Here is a 17141-nt window from a genome sequence, read left to right as displayed (position 1 = left end):
CACGTAGGCCCATACTGATCCTTCCGTAGGGGCGCGGGCACAGGTACGGGCATCGCCACCGGCACCGGCACCGGCACCGGCACCGGTCGGCCCTCACCGGTCCGGTGTCTCCTCGGCCAGGAGGTGTTCCAGCCGGCGGACCAACCGCAGCGCCGTGGCGCGCCGGTGCGGCGCCACAGGTTCCGGCCCGCCGCCGTCCGCACCGCCGGCCCGCGCCATGGTGAACCGCAGGGCGGTGGCCGCCTGCCGGGCGAAGAGCGACAGCAGGTCCAGCTCGGGAAGGCTGGAGCGGGCCTGCTCGGCCGGGTCGAGGACTTCCAGGACGCCGAGCACCCGCTCGCCGTGGACCAGCGGGACCGCCATCAGCGCGTCGGGCACGTAGTCGGTCGACTGCGCGAGGGAACGGTCGAAGGACGGGTTGTCGGCGAGGTCGTCGACCACGATCGGCTCGCCGGAGACCGCCACCCACCCGGCGATGCCGCGGCCGGCCGGGAAGCGCCGGCCGACCAGGAACTCCTCGCCGCGGCCGGAGACGGCTCGGAAGACCAGTTCTCCCGCCTCCTCGTCGAGCAGGAAGACGGAGCTCGCCTGGGCGCCGAAGATCGCGCGGGCGACGTCGACGACGGACTGGAGGAGTTCGTGGGCCATCGGGTCGTCCGATGTGCTCGCGGGCTGCGTGCCGAGGGACACGGCGGCACCTTTCTCGTGTCTAGCGGACGTTGGCCGCGGAGGCGTAGAGGGCGCTCTTCACCTGGAAGGGCGTCATGCGGGGGCCGAGGGACAGGAACCGGGCGCACAGGCCGGTGATGTAGGGCGTCGCGTAGCTGTTGCCGGTGGAACGGATGGTCCGGCCGCCCAGCCAGGCCACTTCCACGTTCTGGCCGGGGGCGAAGAACTCCACGGGCGGACGGGGGTTGTACAGGTGCAGTTCGGGGTCCTCCTCCTCGTGGCTGCCCACCGAGATCACCGACGCGAAACGCCAGGGGAAGCTCTCCACCGGGGTGTTGTGGGCCGAGGCGACGACGACCGTGCGGTTGAAGTACGCCTCGTCGGCCACCACGCGCAGTTCCTCCGCGAAGCGGGTCCTGGTCGTCGACAGGCTCAGGTTGATCACGTCGAAGCGCTGCCGGACGGCCCAGCGCAGTCCTTCCAGCAGGACGTCCCCGGTCCCGGAGAAGCGCTCGCCCAGCACGCGTACGCTGTACAGCTCGCAGTCCGGCGCGACCCTGCGGACGATGCCGGCGCAGGCCGTGCCGTGGCCGCAGGTGTCTCCGGTGTCGGTCTCCTCGACCCGGATGCCCTCGTCGTCCTTGACGACCACCCAGGAGCCGTCGACCCGGCCCACGGAGGGATGGTCGCGCTCGACACCGGAGTCGACCACGCAGACCCGCACCCCCCGGCCGGTGGCCCCGTCCAAGGCGTCCGGCGGATGGATCCCGTCGGCCGCCACCGGGATGTCGGCGGGGCGTCTGCCGAGCAGGCGCCAGGTGAGCCCCTGGGCCGGCGCTGTCGTCATCGTTGCTCGTTCCCGTTCGTGGAGAGGCCCGCGGCCCAGCGCCCTCCGGGCAGATGTCCCTTGGCGGCGAACAGTGCTCGGGCTGCCGAGGCGGCGCCGCGCGCCCGGTCGTCGAGGCCGAGCAGGCGGAGGGTGTGCGCCTGGTCGAGGCGGGCGACGGCGTGCGCGACCGGCGAGTCGGTGCGTTCGGCGGACGCGACGGCGCGGGCGGCGAGCCGGAGGGCCTCGTCGGGACGCCCCTGTGCGGCGGCGACCCGGCCCAGCAGGCCGCCGAACTCCACCGCTTCGCCGTGCGGGCGCTCGGCCCGCTGCCCGAGCCGCCCGAGGACGTCCGCCGCCGCCCGCACGTCACCGCCGTCCATGTGCAGCCTCGCGGACTCCAGGCCGACGCTGTCCAGCAGGGCCGCCGCGCCCAGCCGCCGGGCCGCCCCGGCCGCCGTGTCCAGCAGGGCGAGCGCCTGGTCCGGCCGGCCCGCCAGCCCCTCGACCATCGCGCTGAACAGCGGAAGCACCACCTCGGTCTCCGCGTACCCCAGTGCCTCGGCGAGTCCGGCGGCCTCCGCGAGGCAGTCCCGCGCGGCCGTCCACTGTTCCTGGAGCGCCAGCAGGACCGCCAGCGGGCAGTTCAGGGTCAGTCGTACGGTCCGTCGTTCGCCGCCGTGCTCGCCGAGCAGCGTCCGGCACCGGGCCACGGCCTCGGGGACCGGTACCGGGCCGCGCCACAGGGAGATGCCGATCGCGCCCAGGGCGGCGGCCCGTTCCGGCTCGCCCCCCGCGCGCACCGCGTGGGCCAGGGCCCGGGTGAGCCGGCGGTCCGCGTCGCCGTGCCGGCTCAGGGACTGGCTGCGCTGGGCGATCCGCAGGCAGGCGCGGGCCTGGCCCAGTTCGTCCCGCGCCGCCTCGAAGACCGGCAGTACGGCTTCGGCGGCCGCCGCGGGCGACTCGCCCCCGGGGTCGATCGCGGCCAGGGAGAGCCTCGCGTGAGCGGCTTCCACCGGGTCGGCCGACGCGGCCAGCACCTCCCGGAGCAGCGCGCGGGCCTCGTCCGCGCGGCCCCGTGCGGAACGGGCCTCGCCCAGCCTGCGGACGGACGCCGCCCCGCTCGGTCGCCCGGACCGGTGCAGCGTCACGGACCGGTGCAGCGTCACGGACCGGTGCAGCGTCACGGACCGCGTCAGCAGATCGTCGGCCCAGGGCAGGTCGGACCGGTCCAGCGCCTGGGCCCCGGCCCGGCCGAGCGCCTCGGCGGCCCGGCCGCGGAGCGTCTCGGCGGCGTCGTCCAGCCGCCCGAGCTCGCTGAGATAGCCGTACGCCCGTTCCAGGTGGCCCCCCACCGCGGCCTGCCCGGCGGCGCGGACGGTCGGCAGCTCCGCGGCCTTCGCGTGGCCTTCGGCCCGCGCCCGCTTGGACATGCACGTGTAGGTGACCTCCTGGACGAGTCCGCTGCTGAAGCGGAACGACGCTGCGTGGCCGGGCTCCACGAGTCGCCGCCGGCTGAGCGTCAGCAGCGCCGCAGGCACACCGTCCGGCGTGCCCCCCAGCTCGGCCAGCTCGCTCGCGGCGAACTCCCGCCCGATCACCGACGCGTGGTCCAGCACCGCGCGTTCGCGGGGCTCCAGGGCGTCGATCCGCGCCCCCAGCAGGGCCTGCACCGTGGGCGGCAGCTCGTCCTGCGATCCGGTCTCCGCGGCGGCCGCCAGCAGCTGCTCCAGGTGCAGCGGGTTGCCGCCGGCCCGCTCCAGGAGCCGGGTCGGCACGGTGTCCTCGTGGGCGCTGACGTCCGCCAGCTCGGCGGCCAGGACGAGGGACTCGTCGTAGGACAGTCCCCGCAGCGGCAGCGTCCGGACCGGGGGCTCGGTCACGGTCGGGCGGGTCTCCAGCAGTTCGGGCCGGGCCACGCAGACGAGCAGGACGGCGGCCCGGTCCAGCTTCCGGACCAGCCGGTCCAGGACGTCGAGGAGCAAGGTCCCGGCCCAGTGGCAGTCGTCGAGCACCAGGACCACCGGCCGCCGGGCGGACAGCGCGGTCAGGACCCGCACGAGAGCGGCGCAGGTGTCCTCCACCGACGGATTGGGGGTCCCGTCGAGCAGCAGGCCGGCGGAGAGCACCCGCAGCGCCTCGGTGGCGCCGGGGGGCGCCGGGCTCACCGCCAGGAGCGAGGCCACCGCGTCGCCGAGCGGGCTCAGACTGCCCTGGTCGCCGTACTGCCGGCACCGCCCGGTGCCGCACGGGACCGCGCGGGAGAGGACCCACTCCCTGAGCATCCGGGTCTTGCCCTGCCCCGCCTCCCCGTGCACCAGGACGCGCTGGGCACCCCGGTGGTCCGCGGCGTCCGCCAGGGCCCCGTCCAGCGCGGCCAGTTCGGGCAGCCGGCCGACGAAACGCACGTCGAAGCGGCGCAGCAGTTCCGGATCGTCCGCGCCGAGCCCGAGGAGCCGGTACGCACGGACGGGCTCGGTCCTGCCCTTGAGGGCCAGCGGCCCGACCGGCTCGGCGTGTACCGCCGCGCCGGCGGACCGCAGGGTGTCCGGGCCGATGAGGATGTCGCCCGCCCCGGCGTTCTGCTCCAGTCGCGCGGCGACGTTCACGGTCTCGCCCGAGACGAGCGCCTGGCGGGCCGAGGCGTCCGAACCGGACACCACCTGGCCGGTGTTGACGCCGATGCGGACACCGAGCCGGACGCCCAAGGTGGCGTCCAGCTCGGCGTTGAGCCCGTCCAGGGCGGCGAGCATGGCGAGGGCGGCGGCGAGTGCCCGGCGGGCGTCGTCCTCGTGCACGACGGGCACGCCGAAGACGGCCATGACGGCGTCCCCGATGAACTTCTCCACCGTGCCGCCGTGGAATTCGACCTGTCTTCGCATCACGTCGAAGTAGCGCAGCGTCACCGACCGCAGCGTCTCCGGGTCGAGTTCTCCGGACAGCGCGGTGGAGCCGACCAGGTCGCAGAAGAGCACGGTGACGACCTTGCGGGACTCGGTCCGGTCCGCGGCGGTGGTGGACGGGGCGGCACACGGCGATCCGCACGAGGGGCAGAAGCGGGCGTCGACCGGCAGCGTGGACGCGCAGGCGGAGCACGACATGGTCCAGGTCCCTCCCGGGTCGTGGCGCGGGCTCAGAAGAGCGCGCCGCCGGCGATCTCGCTGTGTGCCTGCACTTCGGGCCCCACCTCGTCCAGCCGGCCCTTGATGTCCACCAGCAGGTCCAGCTCCTGCGGCGTGAGGGCTCTCAGCACCTCCAGCTGCTCGTCGGTGAGCGCGCCGACGGAGAATCCCGCCTCGTTCAAACGGCCGAGCGCTGTGCGGTCGTCGGTCATGACAGGCCTCCCGGGGCTGCTGCGAGATACGAGAACAGACGGGTGATCCCGTCGGTCGTGCGAAGAGCGCTGACGGCCACCGCGACCTGCTGGGCGGCGGTCAGCGGCAGGGTGTCCAGCAGGTCGTCCAGGTCGGCGACGTGCCCCGCGTCCAGCGCGGCGTGTTCGCGCACCGTGCGGAACGCGGCAGGAGGCAGACCGGTCCGCGCCGCGAGCCGGTCCGCGAGCCAGGGCGCCGGGGCGTTGCCCTCCAGCACCCGGATGTAGCCGAGCAGGGCGACGGGGTGCTGGTGCTCGATCCAGTAGTACTGCGCCCCGGCCAGGTCGGCCACGACCGGCGACGGCAACCTCCCGAGGGCCGCGTCCGGATCGGCTCCGGCCGCGGCGAGGTCTTCGAGCAGCCACGCGTCGTGGCCGCGCTCGTCCTCGGCGTGCTTCTCCAGATACCGGCCGAGCGGCCCGGCGACGGGATCGCGCGGGGTCAGCTCCGCACAGCGCCGGGCGGCCCGTTCCATCAGCGGTACGGAGGCCCGGACCAGCGCGTGCATCACGTACAGGTACTCGACGTAGCGCGGGCGCAGCCGGGCGGGCTCGTGCCGCCAGAGGGCGGCGGTCGCGGCGTGCAGCACGGGAGCGGCGAGGCCCAGCTTGACGCGCAGCGCGGCCGATGTGCTCGGGCGGGTCATCAGGGGCTCCGGGTGCCGGTCGTGGGGGTGGGGAGCGCCACCAGATCCGCGTAGGGCGGGCAGCCGTGGCGCCGCACCAGCTCGACCGGGCCGGCGTCGGCCTGGGTCCGGGCCGCCTCCCGGTCCAGCAGCTCGCCGACCGGCCCGGACGCGTCCCGTACGGCACCCGCGACCACCTCGGGGTGGGCGGGCAGGCTCCGGCATCCGGCGCAGTAGCCGGACGCGTCGGCGCCGGGGGCGTAACGGCGGTAGAGATGAGCCGGCCCGACGGCCCGGACCATCCGCAGCACCGGCGAGGACAGTGAACGGCGGCGCACGGTCGCCCAGTCGTCCTCGGCGATGTGCCCCAGGGACAGGTGCGCGGGGACCGGCCTGCGGTCCACCGCCCGCTGGTTGCAGCAGGCCAGCACCGCGCCGTCGAAGGCCACCACCGGCCAGGCGGCCATCGCGCACGGCAGCGCGCGGTCCGCGGCCGGGCGCTGGGTGCCGGCGGCGGCCCAGGCGGCCGCCCTGCCCACCGGTCGCACCTGGTTGACCAGCATCGGCACCCGGTCGGCGAACTCCCGCCTGATGGCGGTGGTCACGTCGGCGAGGTAGGGGTCCCGCGGGCCCGTGCCGACGAGATGGAAGCTGACGGCGATGCCCGCGTCCCGCACCTGCCGGACCGCGCGGAAGACGTCCCGGCGCGGCACCTCCCGCTCGTGGAAGGCGTCCAGGCTCGCCGAGAAGTGGTCGACGGCGGTGACCGCCCGCATGACCGGCGGTGGGACGCGGCCGCCCCGGGCGAAGAACATCCCGCTGAGCAGCACACTGCGCGAGCCGGCCGCCCTGACCAGGGTGGCGAGTTCGTGCGCCAGGCCGGGCAGCAGCAGGGGCTCACCGCCCGTCAGCAGGACGACCTCGGGCCGGTCAGCGGCCGTGAACGAGCCCGCGAACCTCAGCAGTCGCCCCGCGTCGGGCTCCTCGCCCCGTGGGGTGGACGAGGTCGAGCAGTGCGCGCAGCTGAGCGGGCAGCGCCGGGTGAGGGTGAGCAGCAGACCCGCGCAGGGGACGGGACGCAGCCCCATGAACTCGGCCAGTTCCATGAGTCCCCCTTGTCGTTCCGTCCGCGCGCCGCGGGTCCGCGGCCGTCGTCCGCCAGGTTCCCCGACGGGGGATCAGGGCCGGGATAGGGGCACCCAACGAGCGGTATATCCGCTGGTCGCGAGCGCGCGCCCCGGGGGACGCGGCCGGTGCCGGAGCCGGCTCACCGGCCGTCGCGCGGCGGCACGAGCTCGTGCAGGATCCGCCGGGCCAGCGCGTCGTTCTGCCGGAAGAACGGCGCGTCGGTGTGCGGCGTCGACAGGGCCCCCAGGGCCCCGCCGGTGGCGAAGGCACCGAGGGCGAACCGGCGCGGGTCGCCGCGGCCGGCCCGGTCCTCGACGGCGAAGCTGCGCTCGTCCACGGCCAGCCGCACCGCGGTCGCGGACCGCACCGCGCGCCCGCGGCCGGCCAGCACCAGACCCGTCAGCAGCGCGGAGCCGTCCGCCAGGATGTCGTCGTGCGGCAGCCGGGCCTCGACCAGGTGACGCGCGGTGACCGCCCCGGGCAGGCAGGTGGAGCGGGCGACGAACCGTCCTGACGGCTCGTCGGCGGTGACCGTGAGGCCGGCGCCGAGGTAGCGGACCACGCCGGCCGCGGACAGCGCCCGCAACTGTTCGAAGCGGTACGGCGGCAGGCCGGAACCGAGCAGTCCCGTAAGGCGTGTCACGGGCCCGAGCACCGCGGCCGCGGCATGGTCCCACCGGCCCTCCCCGGTGGTGAGCACGCCCAGCAGGCCGGGGACGAGCGCCGCGAGGGCGCCGACGGCCGCGGCCTGGCCGCTGTACCGCTCCTCGGTGGCCCGGCGCACGGCGCGCCGCAGGTGGGCGTCCGTCCAGGCGCGCAACGCCGGTTCGTCCGCGAACGCCAGGTCCGCCAGCGGGGAGCGCCGCGGCGGCAGGTCCATCCGGTCCTCGGGGTCGGGCACCGCCCGCGCGACCAGGCGCGCCATCCGCGGGTCGTGCCAGTCGAGTCGGGCGAAATCGCGGGAGAACCGGTCCCACGGCAGGCGGGTGCGGGCCGGGTTCGCGAGGAACAGCTCGCGGTAGTAGGCCCAGCCCAGTTCCTTGCGCACGACGCCCAGCAGCACGTCCGCGCCGTCCGGCGCGCCGGACCTCACCAGTTCCCCGATCCGTTCGGCGGTGGCGAACCGCGGTGGCCCGGGGCGGGCGTCCGCGCAGCGCTGCGCGGGCTTCGGATGCGCGGGCAGCCCGCGCCGCGAGCCGACCCGCAGCACCGGCTCGCGGCCGGACGGCCGGTAGCGCAGGGTGCCGTCGGGGTCGCGCGCGAACACCCCGCCGCGTCCCTCGGTCACCAGGACCATCAGGTCGGCGAACGCCTGCCCGATGCCCGAGACGATCACGTCGCCGCCCGCGGGCAGCACGTCGAGGTCGACGTCGGCGGTGTAGCCGGGCGGGAGGTACCCACCGCCGTTGCGGTCCGCCAGCGCCGCGAACGCCCGTTGCCGCTCGTCGAGTCCGCCGCGCTGGTTGCCGAGGGCCAGCACGACGACGTCCGCCCGGATCGCGGTCCCGGTCGAGAGGGTGACGTCCTGCCCGCCGTCCGGCCGGTCGGTGAGCCCGACGGCCCGCGCCTCGTGCACCACCAGCCGGACGTTCGGCGGCAGTTCGGCCGCCGCCCGCCGGAAACACCAGCGCAGGTACGCGCCGGCGAGCCGCCTGCTGGCGAACGACGCCGGCCCGAGGACGCCCGCCTCGGCGGCCAGCCCGGGATCGTCCGCGCCGGCCCGGCCGTGCTCCCGGGCCCACGCGTGCAGTGTCGGGCCCGGGTTCGGACGGCCGGCGCAGTCGACGCTGTCGTCGGTGAACATGGTGATGTCCCCGGCACGCGAGTTCATCCACAGCAGGGGCGACTGCCCGGCTCGCCACACGCGCCCCGACCCGGCCGGGAACGGGTCGACGACGTGGACGGCCAGGTGCGCGGTGTCCGGCAGGAGTTCGGCCGCGTTGACCGCGATCCGCTCCAGCAGGCCGGTCCCCCTCGGGCCGGCCCCGATCAGGACGAGGACCGGCGCCCGGTCCGCTCCCGCGGTCTGCGCCATGCGCTGCTCCATCCGGTCGTCGGTCACGTACGCCGCCCGGCCGGCCGATCCCGCGGGAGCGCCGCCCCGGGGCGGTCGCCGCGCCGGTCGGCGGGAGGCGCGCCGCGCCATGGGGGGCGGAGGCTTCGAGCGGGGCCCGTACGGCCGCCTCGGCGGCCGGCTCCGGCGTACGCCCTGCCCGTGTTCATCGAGCGGTGCCCGCCGGAGCGGGCGACGGCCCGGGTGCCGCCCCGTCCGCGGGAGCGCGCCGCCGGGCGGCCCGCACGGCGGGCCGCAGGCCGGCCGCGAGTGCCCCGAGCGCGAGTACGCCCAGTGCCCACAGGGCCCGGTGGACGCCGATCCCGTCCCCGAGCGCACCGCCGCCGAGCGCGCCCAGCAGGCCCGCCGCGGCCGCCAGCACCTGGAGCGCGGCCATCGCGCGGCCCAGGGTGTCCTCGGGCACGCAGGCGGTGAACACCGCCGAGAGCGCGACGTTGGCGATGGCCCCGAAGAAGATCGGCAGGCCGATGCCCAGGGCGGCGCAGGTGGCCGCCAGGGGCAGCGGACCCGCGGACAGCGGCAGCAGCAGGCCGCACAGCAGGGCCGCGGCGAACGTGGTGATCACCACCGGCCGGGGATCGCGGCGCGGACCGAGGACCCTCCCGGCCACGAGCGACCCGAGCAGGCCCGTGAGGCCGGACAGCGCGAAGACCAGCCCGTAGGCCCCGGTCGGCAGGTGGATGTCGCGCAGCAGGAAGGGTCCTGTCAGCGCGCCCGTCGCCGCCATGACGGCCGCCGGCACCGTGATGAAGACCAGCAGGATCCGCAGGAACGGGTCACGGCCGAGGAACCGCAGTCCCGCCGCCGCGCCGCGCAGCGCGTCGGCCACCGAGGCACCGGCCTCGCGGGGGACCTGATCGGGCGACCGCATGCCCAGCAGCGCCAGAGCGCTCAGGACGTAGCTCGCGGCGTCCATCGCCAGGGCCCCCGCGCCACCCAGCACGACGATGGCCGGGCCCGCCAGGATCCGGCCGACGAGCGCCGCCCCGTACTGCCCGGCCTGGAGCCGGGCGCGCGCCGGGCCGACGCCGTCCGCGCCGACCAGTTGGCGCAGGTGGACGAAGTAGACCGCGGATTCCAGTGTCCCCACCGCGCCCAGCACCGCGGCGAGGACGACCAGCCAGCCGATGCCCGCGAGCCCGCTCGCGAGCCCCCAGGCCACCAGGGCGACGGTCAGCGCCGAGATCCCGTCCAGGGCTATCAGGGTCCGGCGCGGGCGGGTGATCCGGTCGGCCAGCGCGCCGGCCGGGAACCCGCAGACGAGCATGGGCAGCGCGGCCGCCGCGCTGACCAGGCCGACCTGTCCCGCCGAGGCGCGCAGCGACACGACGGCGACGACGGGGACGGCGATCGTGGTGAAGACGGAGCCGAACGCGGAGGTGGTCTGGCCCCACCAGTAGAGCGTGACGTCGCGTCGCACGGCGGTCCCTTTCATGCGCGTACGCCGGCGGTCCGCCGCGCCAGGGCGTCGACGGTGAAGAGCGGATCGGGGCGGGGGTCGAGCAGCTGGTCCAGGAAGAGCAGCACGCCGGCCGATCCGCTGTACAGGTCGGCGCTGTACCGCAGCAGTTGGTCGCCCAGGAAGCGCACGCCGGTTTCGTGCGGTACCGCGAACTTGAACAGCCCGCGGGCGACCCGCAGCGCGGCGTGCCGGCTGCTCGCGTCGCCGGTGACCTCGGCGTGGTCCGCGAGGGCGAAGCCCAGGCCGGCCAGGCCCGGGTGGAGGCCGGGCTGCGCGGTGAAGGTGGTGCGCAGCGGTGCGAGCAGGCGCGGCAGCGCCTCGGCCAGCCGCTCGTCGTCCACCACGCGCAGATAGCGGGAGACGGTGTGGGCGAGCCCGGCCGACCCGCAGAACAGATAGGGCATGCTGCGGCGGTCGGTCTCGGAGACGGGGAAGGTGAGACTCGGACCGTCCGGGTCGTCGGCCCGGTCCAGTTCGGCGTGCAGCAGCCGCACCCCGCGCGCGAGGTGGGCCGGGTCGCCGGTGACGGCCGCAAGCTGCTGGAGCATCAGGGCGATCCCGCACCTGCCGTGCAGCAGCCCGGTGGGGTCGTCGGGACCGAGTCCCGCAACGAGCGGTCCGTCCGCCGGAAGCCCGGCGGCGAGTGCGAGCGCCCGGTCGACCTGGCCCTCGTCGCGGGTGTGGCCGTACAGCGCCAGCCGGGTCAGGACGACCCCTGCGGCCCCGCCGAAGAGGGTGGCGTTCTCGGCGGTCAGCGGATGCCGGTCGGCCGCCGAGAGCAGTTCGAGGGCTTCCTCGGGCATCCCGCAGTCGGCCAGCACCCAGGCGATGCCGGACAGCCCCACGTAGAGGCCGGGCGGCAGGTCGCCGGCGGTGCCGAGCGCGTCGCGGCGCAGCCGGTCCAGCACCCGCTCGGGCAGCGGACGGCCCGCCCTGCGCAGCGCGTGGACGACGCCGGCCGTGCCGTACGCCACGCACAGCGTGTTGGTCAGGTATCCCTCGGCGATCGTCGGGAACACGCGCGCCGGGTCGTCCACGTCCGCCATGGCGAGCAGCGCGTCCGCGGTCCTGTCCCGCAGGGCGGCGAGGTGGAGCGCAGGATCCTCGGCGACCTGCTCCGGCGTCGGGAGCAGCGGACTGCCGCCGGGCGCGTGGAACTTCGTCGCCCTGGCCCACAAGGACGGTGCGACCGGCGCCCGTTCGCCCAGGTCGTGGTGGAGGTGGGCGAGGGAGTCGGGATTGCGCTGCGCCATCTGGTTGAACGGCGCCAGCAGCATCAGGGCCAGCGCCGCCAGTCCGTACGCGTCGTACACGCCGGTGTCGTCGCCGATCAGCTCGTCCGGCGGGGTGAACCCGGGGGTGCCGGTCCTGGCGAACCCGGCGCCCAGCAGCCGGGCGGCCTCGAAGTCGACGAGGCGGACGCTGTCGTCCGCGCGGACGAGCACGTTCCCGGGGGAGACGTCGACGAAGAGGTAACCGCACTCGTGCAGCCGGGCCACCGCCCGCTCGACTCCGGAGATGACCGTCTCGCAGCGCCGGTAGTAGCCGGCGATGTCCTGTGCCGAGCCCTCCACCCCGATCAGCGGGGTGGAGGCCGCCATCCAGGCGCGCAGGTCGCTGCCCTCGATGAACTCCGTGACCAGGAACTCGTGTTCCCAGCCGCGCAGGTAGGCGATCGGCTCGGGCGCGAGACCGGGTGCGGCCCGGTGCAGCGCCCGCAGGGTGCGCCACTCCGCGCGCAGCTGCTCCTGCGCGGTGGCGCCGGAATCGCCGAGGCCGGTGTGCGCCCTGGCCTCCTTGACGAAGACCGGGCGGCCCGTCCCGGTGTGGTGCCCGCGGTAGGCGCCGCCGCCGTTGCTGTGCCGCACGACGGAGTCGATGGCGAAGTCGCCCAGCGTCACCGGTCCGGAGCGGGCCGCGGCCTTCGCGCCGGGGGCGGCCGGCGGGACGAAGGGGTCGGTGACACCGTCCGGCAGCTGGAAGGAGACGCCGCGCCGGTCCTCGACCAGCAGGCCGTTCCCGTCGCGTACCAGCGCCGTGGCCCTGCCGTCGGCCCGGACCCGGGAGCGGTGGGCGAAGGCGCCGTAGCGGTAGTGCACCGTGCGGGAGTCCTTGAACCGCCGGTCGGTGAGGACGTAGGGACCGTCCTCGTCGGCCAGCGCCTCGCGCAGCCGCTCCATCAGCCGACGGGCCGCCGGGACGTCCACGGGGTAGGCCGCGATGAACTTGCCGCTCTGCGACCGGGCCCCGTGCTTGTGGTGGAGCCAGCGGTAGAACAGCTGGGCCGACAGGTGCTTGAAGGTGACCCCCTCGTCGAAGAGGACCTCCGCCGCGAGGTCGAGCACCTGGGCCAGGCGGTCGGGACGGGCCGAGACATGGACCTTCCAGCCGTCCTCCGTCCCGTCGAGGCCGCCCCGCTCCCACTGCGTCCAGATCCCGGACCGGCGCCTGCGCCACCCCGCGGGGACCCGGCTCGGCCGGAACTCCGCGCCGGGGGCGCCGCTGCGCTCCAGCGGCGCGTAGAAGTCGCGGTCGGCGAGCGCGAACGCGATCGGATCCTTCATGAGCCCCTCCGGGACGGGACGTCGAGCAGAACGGGGGAGACCGGGTGGCCGCGCGGTGCGCGGGCGGCGGGGTGCGAGACCGCGGTGACAGCGGCCGCGCACCCCGCCGGAGAGGGCAGTCAGCAGACGATGCTGGCGGTGCTCTTCCCGGACTCCACCAGGCCGTCGGGCTCGGGGGACGTCAGCTCCTGGAGCGGCAGGACGGACTCGGCGTGCGCCTCGACCTCGGTCTCGTCGGCGGTGGGCTCGGTGTTCTCGGCCATGGAGATCTCCTTCGGGTAACGGCGTCAGCGGATTTCGCGGACACCCCCGAAGCTAGGAAGATCCGATTCAGAGACGGTCTACCAACGGTTTGGATCCGGCATTCCGGATCACCGTGCGTCCCGACATCCGGGCTTCCTGCCGAAAAAGCAGGGTGCCCCGGGTAGGCGGACGCCGAAGGACAGGGGCGTGGGATGCCGATACGCGACGAGGACACGACGACGCCGGCCGGCAGGTCCGCGGAGCTGGAGCGGCTCGGCCGACTGCTCGACGGCCTGGGGGAAGACGGTGTGCCCCGGGTGGTCGACATCGTCGGGGAAGCGGGCATCGGGAAGAGCCGGCTGCTGGGCTGGACGCGCGCGCGGGCCCGCGGCCGGGGGCTGACGGTGTTGCGGGGCAGGGCCACGGAGTTCGAGCGCAACACCCCGTTCCAGACCTTCACGGACGCGTTCGCCGACGCCGACCTCGCGAGGCTCGACGAGGACCTGGTGGCGGAGGCGGCGCCGGTGCTGCACGGCGTCCGCGGCGCGGGGGGCCGGGCAAAGGGCGAGGGCACACCGAGTCGCTTCGCCCTCTACCGCGCCGTCACGGGGGTGCTGGAGAGACTCGGGAGGCGGCACGGCCTGCTCGTGACCCTGGACGATCTCCACTGGGCCGATCCCGCGTCCCTGGAGTTCGTCGACCATCTGGTCCGGCACCCGGTGCGCGGCCGGGTGCTGCTCGTGCTGGCGCGGCGCGGACGGCAGACGCCGACCTCGCTCACCGCCGCTCTCACGCGCGGAGCCGACGACGGCACCGTGCTGTCCATGGCGCTGGGCCCGCTGGGCGAGCAGGAGGCGGTCGGTTCGCTGGCCCCCGACCTGCCCCCGGGCCGCGCACGGGAGTTGTACGCCGCCAGCGAGGGCAATCCGCTGTACTTCCTGGCCCTTCTGCACGCGTACCGGCACGGCGCGCCGCTGCCCGGCATCACCGCCCACGGCCCGGGTGAGGACACCGCCGGGGCGCCGAGCGGGCTGGGTGCCCTGCTGCTGGACGAACTGACCGCGCTGACCGCGGCGCAGCGCCTGGTCGTCGAGGCGGTGTCGGTGCTCGGCGACCACGCGACGCCCGCCATGCTGCGCCTGACGACCGGAGATGCGGCACCCGACCGACTCGACGACCGCACGGGCGAACTGGCCAGGCGCGATCTGCTGCGCATGGGGTCGGACGGCCGGTGGACGCTGCGGCATCCGCTGCTGCGGGCGCTGGTCTACGAGAACACCGCCGCCCCGCGGCGTACCGAGATCCACCGCCGCGCGGCGGCCGAACTGGCCAGGAGGGGTGCCTCAGCGGCCGAGCGGGCCCATCACGTCGAGCGGTCGCTGGCCGACTGGGACCCCGCGTCGGCGGCCGTACTGAGCGAAGCGGCCGCCCAGTTCGCCGCCACGGCGCCGGCCACGGCCGCCCACCTGCTCGGCGTCGTGCTGCGGTTCCTGCCGGAGGGGCCCGCGTACGCGCGGCAGCGCGCCGAGTGGACGCTGTCCCGGGCCAGAGCGCTCGGACTCGGCGGCAGTCTGCGCGAGAGCCGCGATCTGCTGCACACGGTGATCAGTACGGCGGGGGACGAGCACCCGGCGCTGCGCGCGGACGCCGTCTCCCTGTGCGCCATGATGGAACGGCACCTCGGGCACTCCCCGGAGGCGACCGCCCTGCTGCGCCGGGAACTGTCCCGCACTCCCGGCCCGCCGCCCGGCCAGGCGGTCTCCCTCGGGCTGGCGCTGGGCATGTCGGCCCTGCTGAACGTCGCCTATCCCGACGTGCGGGCGGACATCCGGCGGACCCTCGCCGTCGCCCGTGCCCACGGCGACCTCACCGGTGAGGCGGGGGTCCTGGCGCTGGCGTCGCTGGGCGAGGCGTACGAGGGCAGGACCGAGGACGCCGAGCGGTACGCCGACGCCGCCGCCGGGCTCGCGAACGGTCTGACCGACCCCAGCCTGACCGACCTGTGCGAGTCCCTGGTGTGGCTGTCCTGGTCCGAGGCGCTGCTGGAGCGTTACGCCGACGCGGAACGGCACGCGAACCGGGGGCTGGACATCGCTCGCCGCGGTGGTCGACTGCACGTGCTGCCCCACCTGCTGATGAGCCGCGCCTACGCGCTGCTGAACACCTGCCGGCTGCCGGCCGCCCTGGAGTCGGCCGAGGAGGCGGAGTCCATCGCACGGGCCATCGGCAGCGGGGATCTCCTCGCCTTCACACTGTCCGTCAAGAGCCTGATCCTGCTTCTGGCAAGCCCCCTGGGCGACGGCCGGGCCCTGGCGACCGCCGAGGAAGCGGTGGCCACGGCCGGCGAGAGCGGCACATGGTGGGCGTCACTGGCGTGGTGCATGCTCGCCCAGGCGGCCTCGGTGGCCGGCGACCCGTACCGCACCCAGGAGGCCGTCCTCAAGGCCGGGGGCGGCCCCGGACTGGGGCGGCTCCAGCCTTCGCTGCGCCCCGCCCAGCTGGAGACACTCGTCAACGCCGCGATCGCCACCGGCCATCTCGGCCAGGCCGAACGCTGGGCCGCGCGAGCCGCCGAGGAGGCGGCCCGCGTGGGACTGCGGGGCCAGCGTGCGGCCGCGCTGCGCGCCGGTGGCGCGCTCGCCGAGCAGCGCGGCGACACCCGTGAAGCCCTGCGCCTCTTCGACGAGGCCGCACAGGAGTACGGGCACTGCGGCGCGACCGTGTGGGAGGCGTACTCGTTGCTGCGCGCCGCTCCCCTGGCGAAGGCCGCCCGGCACGGCCCGCGCGCGGTGGCCATGTGGCGCCGCGCCGACCGGATCGCCGCCGCCGGCGGCGCACGCCTGCTGTCGGACCTGGCCGAACTCATACGTCCCCAGGTCGAGGGCTCGTTGCGGGTCCCCGAGGTGCTGGCCCAGCTGACGGCGCGCGAACTCGAGATCGCCGCGCTGGTGACCGAGGGTCTGAGCAACCAGGACATCGCCACGAAGCTCTACGTCAGCCGCCGCACGATCGAGACCCACCTGTCGGCGATCTACCGCAAGACCTCGATCCCCTCGCGCTCGGCCCTGGCCAGCCTGATGACACGGGCCGCCTTCGGCGAGTCCTCCTGAGGACATGGGGGCGAGACCGTTCAGGGCGCCGGTTCGATGCCGACCTCCGGCGACGCGCAGCGAGGCGACACGGGGCGATGCCGGCCGGCCACAGCGGTCGATGGGCCGGCGCCCAGATCGGCCGGGGCCGCAGGGACCCCCGGCCGGGCATGGTGGCGGCCTCCTGCCGGAGCACGGCCGCCACGGCGGAACAGCAGGCGGCCAGGAGCGCGGCCGGTACGGCAACGGCGAGGGCCGTGATCACCGGATGCTCGCCGACCGGCGACTCCGCACACCCGTGGAAGCGGCTCTTCCGGCGAGCGCCCCGCGGACCGTCGCCGCGGACGCCCCGACCGGTGGCCCGGTTGCCCCGGGCGGCGACGATCGCGGCGTGCCGGACCACTCAGTACCGCTCCGCCTTGGCCACCTCGGGCTTCAGTACGGGCTGCGGCGGCTGGTGGCTGATGGCGTAGGGGTGGACGGTCTGGCCGGGGCGGACGTTCTCCGCGCCCACGTAGCGGGTCTCCACGACCTTGCCGTCGGGGTCCCGGAAGTCGACCTGGACGGCGAAGTCGGCCGTGCGGTCCGAGGAGTTGTGGATGTTGACGTGGGCGGCCTGGAGGTCGCCCACCTCGGCGCGGGGGATGCCGGTGAGGGAGACGTCGGAGGCGGCGTTGCCGCGGCCCTGTACGTTCGCCAGCCGCCGGTGGGCCTCTTGGTTCGCCCGTTCGGCCTGGGCCGCGACCGAGGCCTCGAACTCGTCGGCCCGCGCCGACGCGGAGGAGGACGCGGCGGAGGCCGACGCGCGGGCCGAGGCGATGGCGGAGGAGGCGGCCGAGGAGAGGGGGGAGGGCGGGGTGCCCGTGAAGGACTCCGTGGCCGGAGGCGTGGGACGGGGGGTGGGGGTCGTGCCGCCGCCATTGCCGCCACCGCCGCAGGCCACGAGGGTCAGGGTGCCCGCGGTGGCCAGGACCGCGGCGGCCACGCCCGCGCTCCGGCCCCGCAGCCGTCGTACGCCCCTCGACACGCCGCTACCCATGGCATCCGTTCCCTTCCGCGCAACCGTCGATGTCCGGTTGGTCCGTGA

12 protein-coding genes are annotated in these 17141 nt (G+C 75.6%); 1 reads left to right on the top strand and 11 read right to left on the bottom strand.

Annotation, left to right across the window (positions count from 1 at the left end; translation table 11 throughout):
- Positions 1-93 precede the first annotated feature (93 nt).
- From QSK45_RS21765 to QSK45_RS21720, 10 genes are all read right to left on the bottom strand, one after another.
- Entirely contained in the window at positions 94-648 is a 555-nt protein-coding gene (locus QSK45_RS21765) for a GAF domain-containing protein (RefSeq protein ID WP_285559438.1), read from the bottom strand.
- Positions 649-709: 61 nt separating this feature from the next.
- Positions 710-1516 carry a S8 family peptidase gene (locus tag QSK45_RS21760; protein WP_285559370.1) on the bottom strand — a complete coding sequence of 269 codons (807 nt, stop codon included), beginning with the start codon at positions 1514-1516 and terminating at the stop codon, positions 710-712.
- Positions 1513-4596 (bottom strand): adenylate/guanylate cyclase domain-containing protein, encoded by a 3084-nt coding sequence (locus QSK45_RS21755; protein ID WP_285559367.1) that lies wholly within the window; start codon positions 4594-4596, stop codon positions 1513-1515. The genes QSK45_RS21760 and QSK45_RS21755 overlap by 4 nt, the downstream gene beginning before the upstream one ends.
- A 32-nt stretch (positions 4597-4628) precedes the next feature.
- Complete coding sequence (locus QSK45_RS21750) at positions 4629-4829, bottom strand: aroma-sacti cluster domain-containing protein (protein ID WP_285559365.1); 201 nt, start codon at positions 4827-4829, stop codon at positions 4629-4631.
- Entirely contained in the window at positions 4826-5515 is a 690-nt protein-coding gene (locus tag QSK45_RS21745; RefSeq protein WP_285559364.1) for an iron-containing redox enzyme family protein, read from the bottom strand. The genes QSK45_RS21750 and QSK45_RS21745 overlap by 4 nt, the downstream gene beginning before the upstream one ends.
- The gene (locus QSK45_RS21740) at positions 5515-6600 is read right to left on the bottom strand and encodes a radical SAM protein (protein WP_285559362.1); all 1086 of its coding nucleotides are present in this window, start codon (positions 6598-6600) and stop codon (positions 5515-5517) included. The genes QSK45_RS21745 and QSK45_RS21740 overlap by 1 nt, the downstream gene beginning before the upstream one ends.
- A 161-nt stretch (positions 6601-6761) precedes the next feature.
- Positions 6762-8657, bottom strand: a complete 1896-nt coding sequence (locus tag QSK45_RS21735; RefSeq protein WP_285559361.1) for an FAD/NAD(P)-binding protein — start codon at positions 8655-8657, stop codon at positions 6762-6764.
- Between the two features lie 184 nt (positions 8658-8841).
- A complete protein-coding gene (locus QSK45_RS21730) occupies positions 8842-10116 on the bottom strand; it encodes an MFS transporter (protein ID WP_285559360.1) in 1275 nt (424 codons plus the stop codon).
- Positions 10117-10127: 11 nt separating this feature from the next.
- Positions 10128-12722: a class III lanthionine synthetase LanKC gene (gene lanKC / locus QSK45_RS21725; RefSeq protein WP_285559359.1), complete on the bottom strand. Its 2595-nt coding sequence runs from the start codon at positions 12720-12722 to the stop codon at positions 10128-10130.
- Positions 12723-12841: 119 nt separating this feature from the next.
- Complete coding sequence (locus QSK45_RS21720) at positions 12842-12985, bottom strand: hypothetical protein (RefSeq protein ID WP_285559358.1); 144 nt, start codon at positions 12983-12985, stop codon at positions 12842-12844.
- Between the two features lie 192 nt (positions 12986-13177).
- On the opposite strand from QSK45_RS21720, the gene QSK45_RS21715 reads away from it, so the two are divergent.
- Positions 13178-16075, top strand: a complete 2898-nt coding sequence (locus tag QSK45_RS21715) for a helix-turn-helix transcriptional regulator (RefSeq protein WP_285559357.1) — start codon at positions 13178-13180, stop codon at positions 16073-16075.
- Positions 16076-16457: 382 nt separating this feature from the next.
- On the opposite strand, the gene QSK45_RS21710 is transcribed toward QSK45_RS21715, so the two are convergent.
- On the bottom strand, positions 16458-17093 hold the full coding sequence (locus tag QSK45_RS21710; RefSeq protein ID WP_285559356.1) for a hypothetical protein: 636 nt from the start codon (positions 17091-17093) through the stop codon (positions 16458-16460).
- Positions 17094-17141 lie beyond the last annotated feature (48 nt).

It is taken from the genome of Streptomyces hygroscopicus subsp. hygroscopicus (assembly GCF_030269125.1).
GTDB classification, from domain to species: domain Bacteria; phylum Actinomycetota; class Actinomycetes; order Streptomycetales; family Streptomycetaceae; genus Streptomyces; species Streptomyces hygroscopicus_C.
Note: the sequence above shows the minus strand (reverse complement) of the source record. Positions and strands in the feature narration are given on the sequence as shown.

Excerpts from the sequence above, each read along its gene's own strand:
- QSK45_RS21755 (WP_285559367.1), bottom strand. The coding sequence starts at position 4,596 with ATGTCGTGCTCCGCCTGCGCGTCCACGCTGCCGGTCGACGCCCGCTTC.
- QSK45_RS21710 (WP_285559356.1), bottom strand. The coding sequence starts at position 17,093 with ATGGGTAGCGGCGTGTCGAGGGGCGTACGACGGCTGCGGGGCCGGAGC.
- QSK45_RS21715 (WP_285559357.1), top strand. The coding sequence starts at position 13,178 with ATGCCGATACGCGACGAGGACACGACGACGCCGGCCGGCAGGTCCGCG.
- QSK45_RS21740 (WP_285559362.1), bottom strand. The coding sequence starts at position 6,600 with ATGGAACTGGCCGAGTTCATGGGGCTGCGTCCCGTCCCCTGCGCGGGT.
- lanKC (WP_285559359.1), bottom strand. The coding sequence starts at position 12,722 with ATGAAGGATCCGATCGCGTTCGCGCTCGCCGACCGCGACTTCTACGCG.
- QSK45_RS21750 (WP_285559365.1), bottom strand. The coding sequence starts at position 4,829 with ATGACCGACGACCGCACAGCGCTCGGCCGTTTGAACGAGGCGGGATTC.
- QSK45_RS21720 (WP_285559358.1), bottom strand. The coding sequence starts at position 12,985 with ATGGCCGAGAACACCGAGCCCACCGCCGACGAGACCGAGGTCGAGGCG.
- QSK45_RS21745 (WP_285559364.1), bottom strand. The coding sequence starts at position 5,515 with ATGACCCGCCCGAGCACATCGGCCGCGCTGCGCGTCAAGCTGGGCCTC.
- QSK45_RS21765 (WP_285559438.1), bottom strand. The coding sequence starts at position 648 with ATGGCCCACGAACTCCTCCAGTCCGTCGTCGACGTCGCCCGCGCGATC.
- QSK45_RS21760 (WP_285559370.1), bottom strand. The coding sequence starts at position 1,516 with ATGACGACAGCGCCGGCCCAGGGGCTCACCTGGCGCCTGCTCGGCAGA.
- QSK45_RS21735 (WP_285559361.1), bottom strand. The coding sequence starts at position 8,657 with ATGGCGCAGACCGCGGGAGCGGACCGGGCGCCGGTCCTCGTCCTGATC.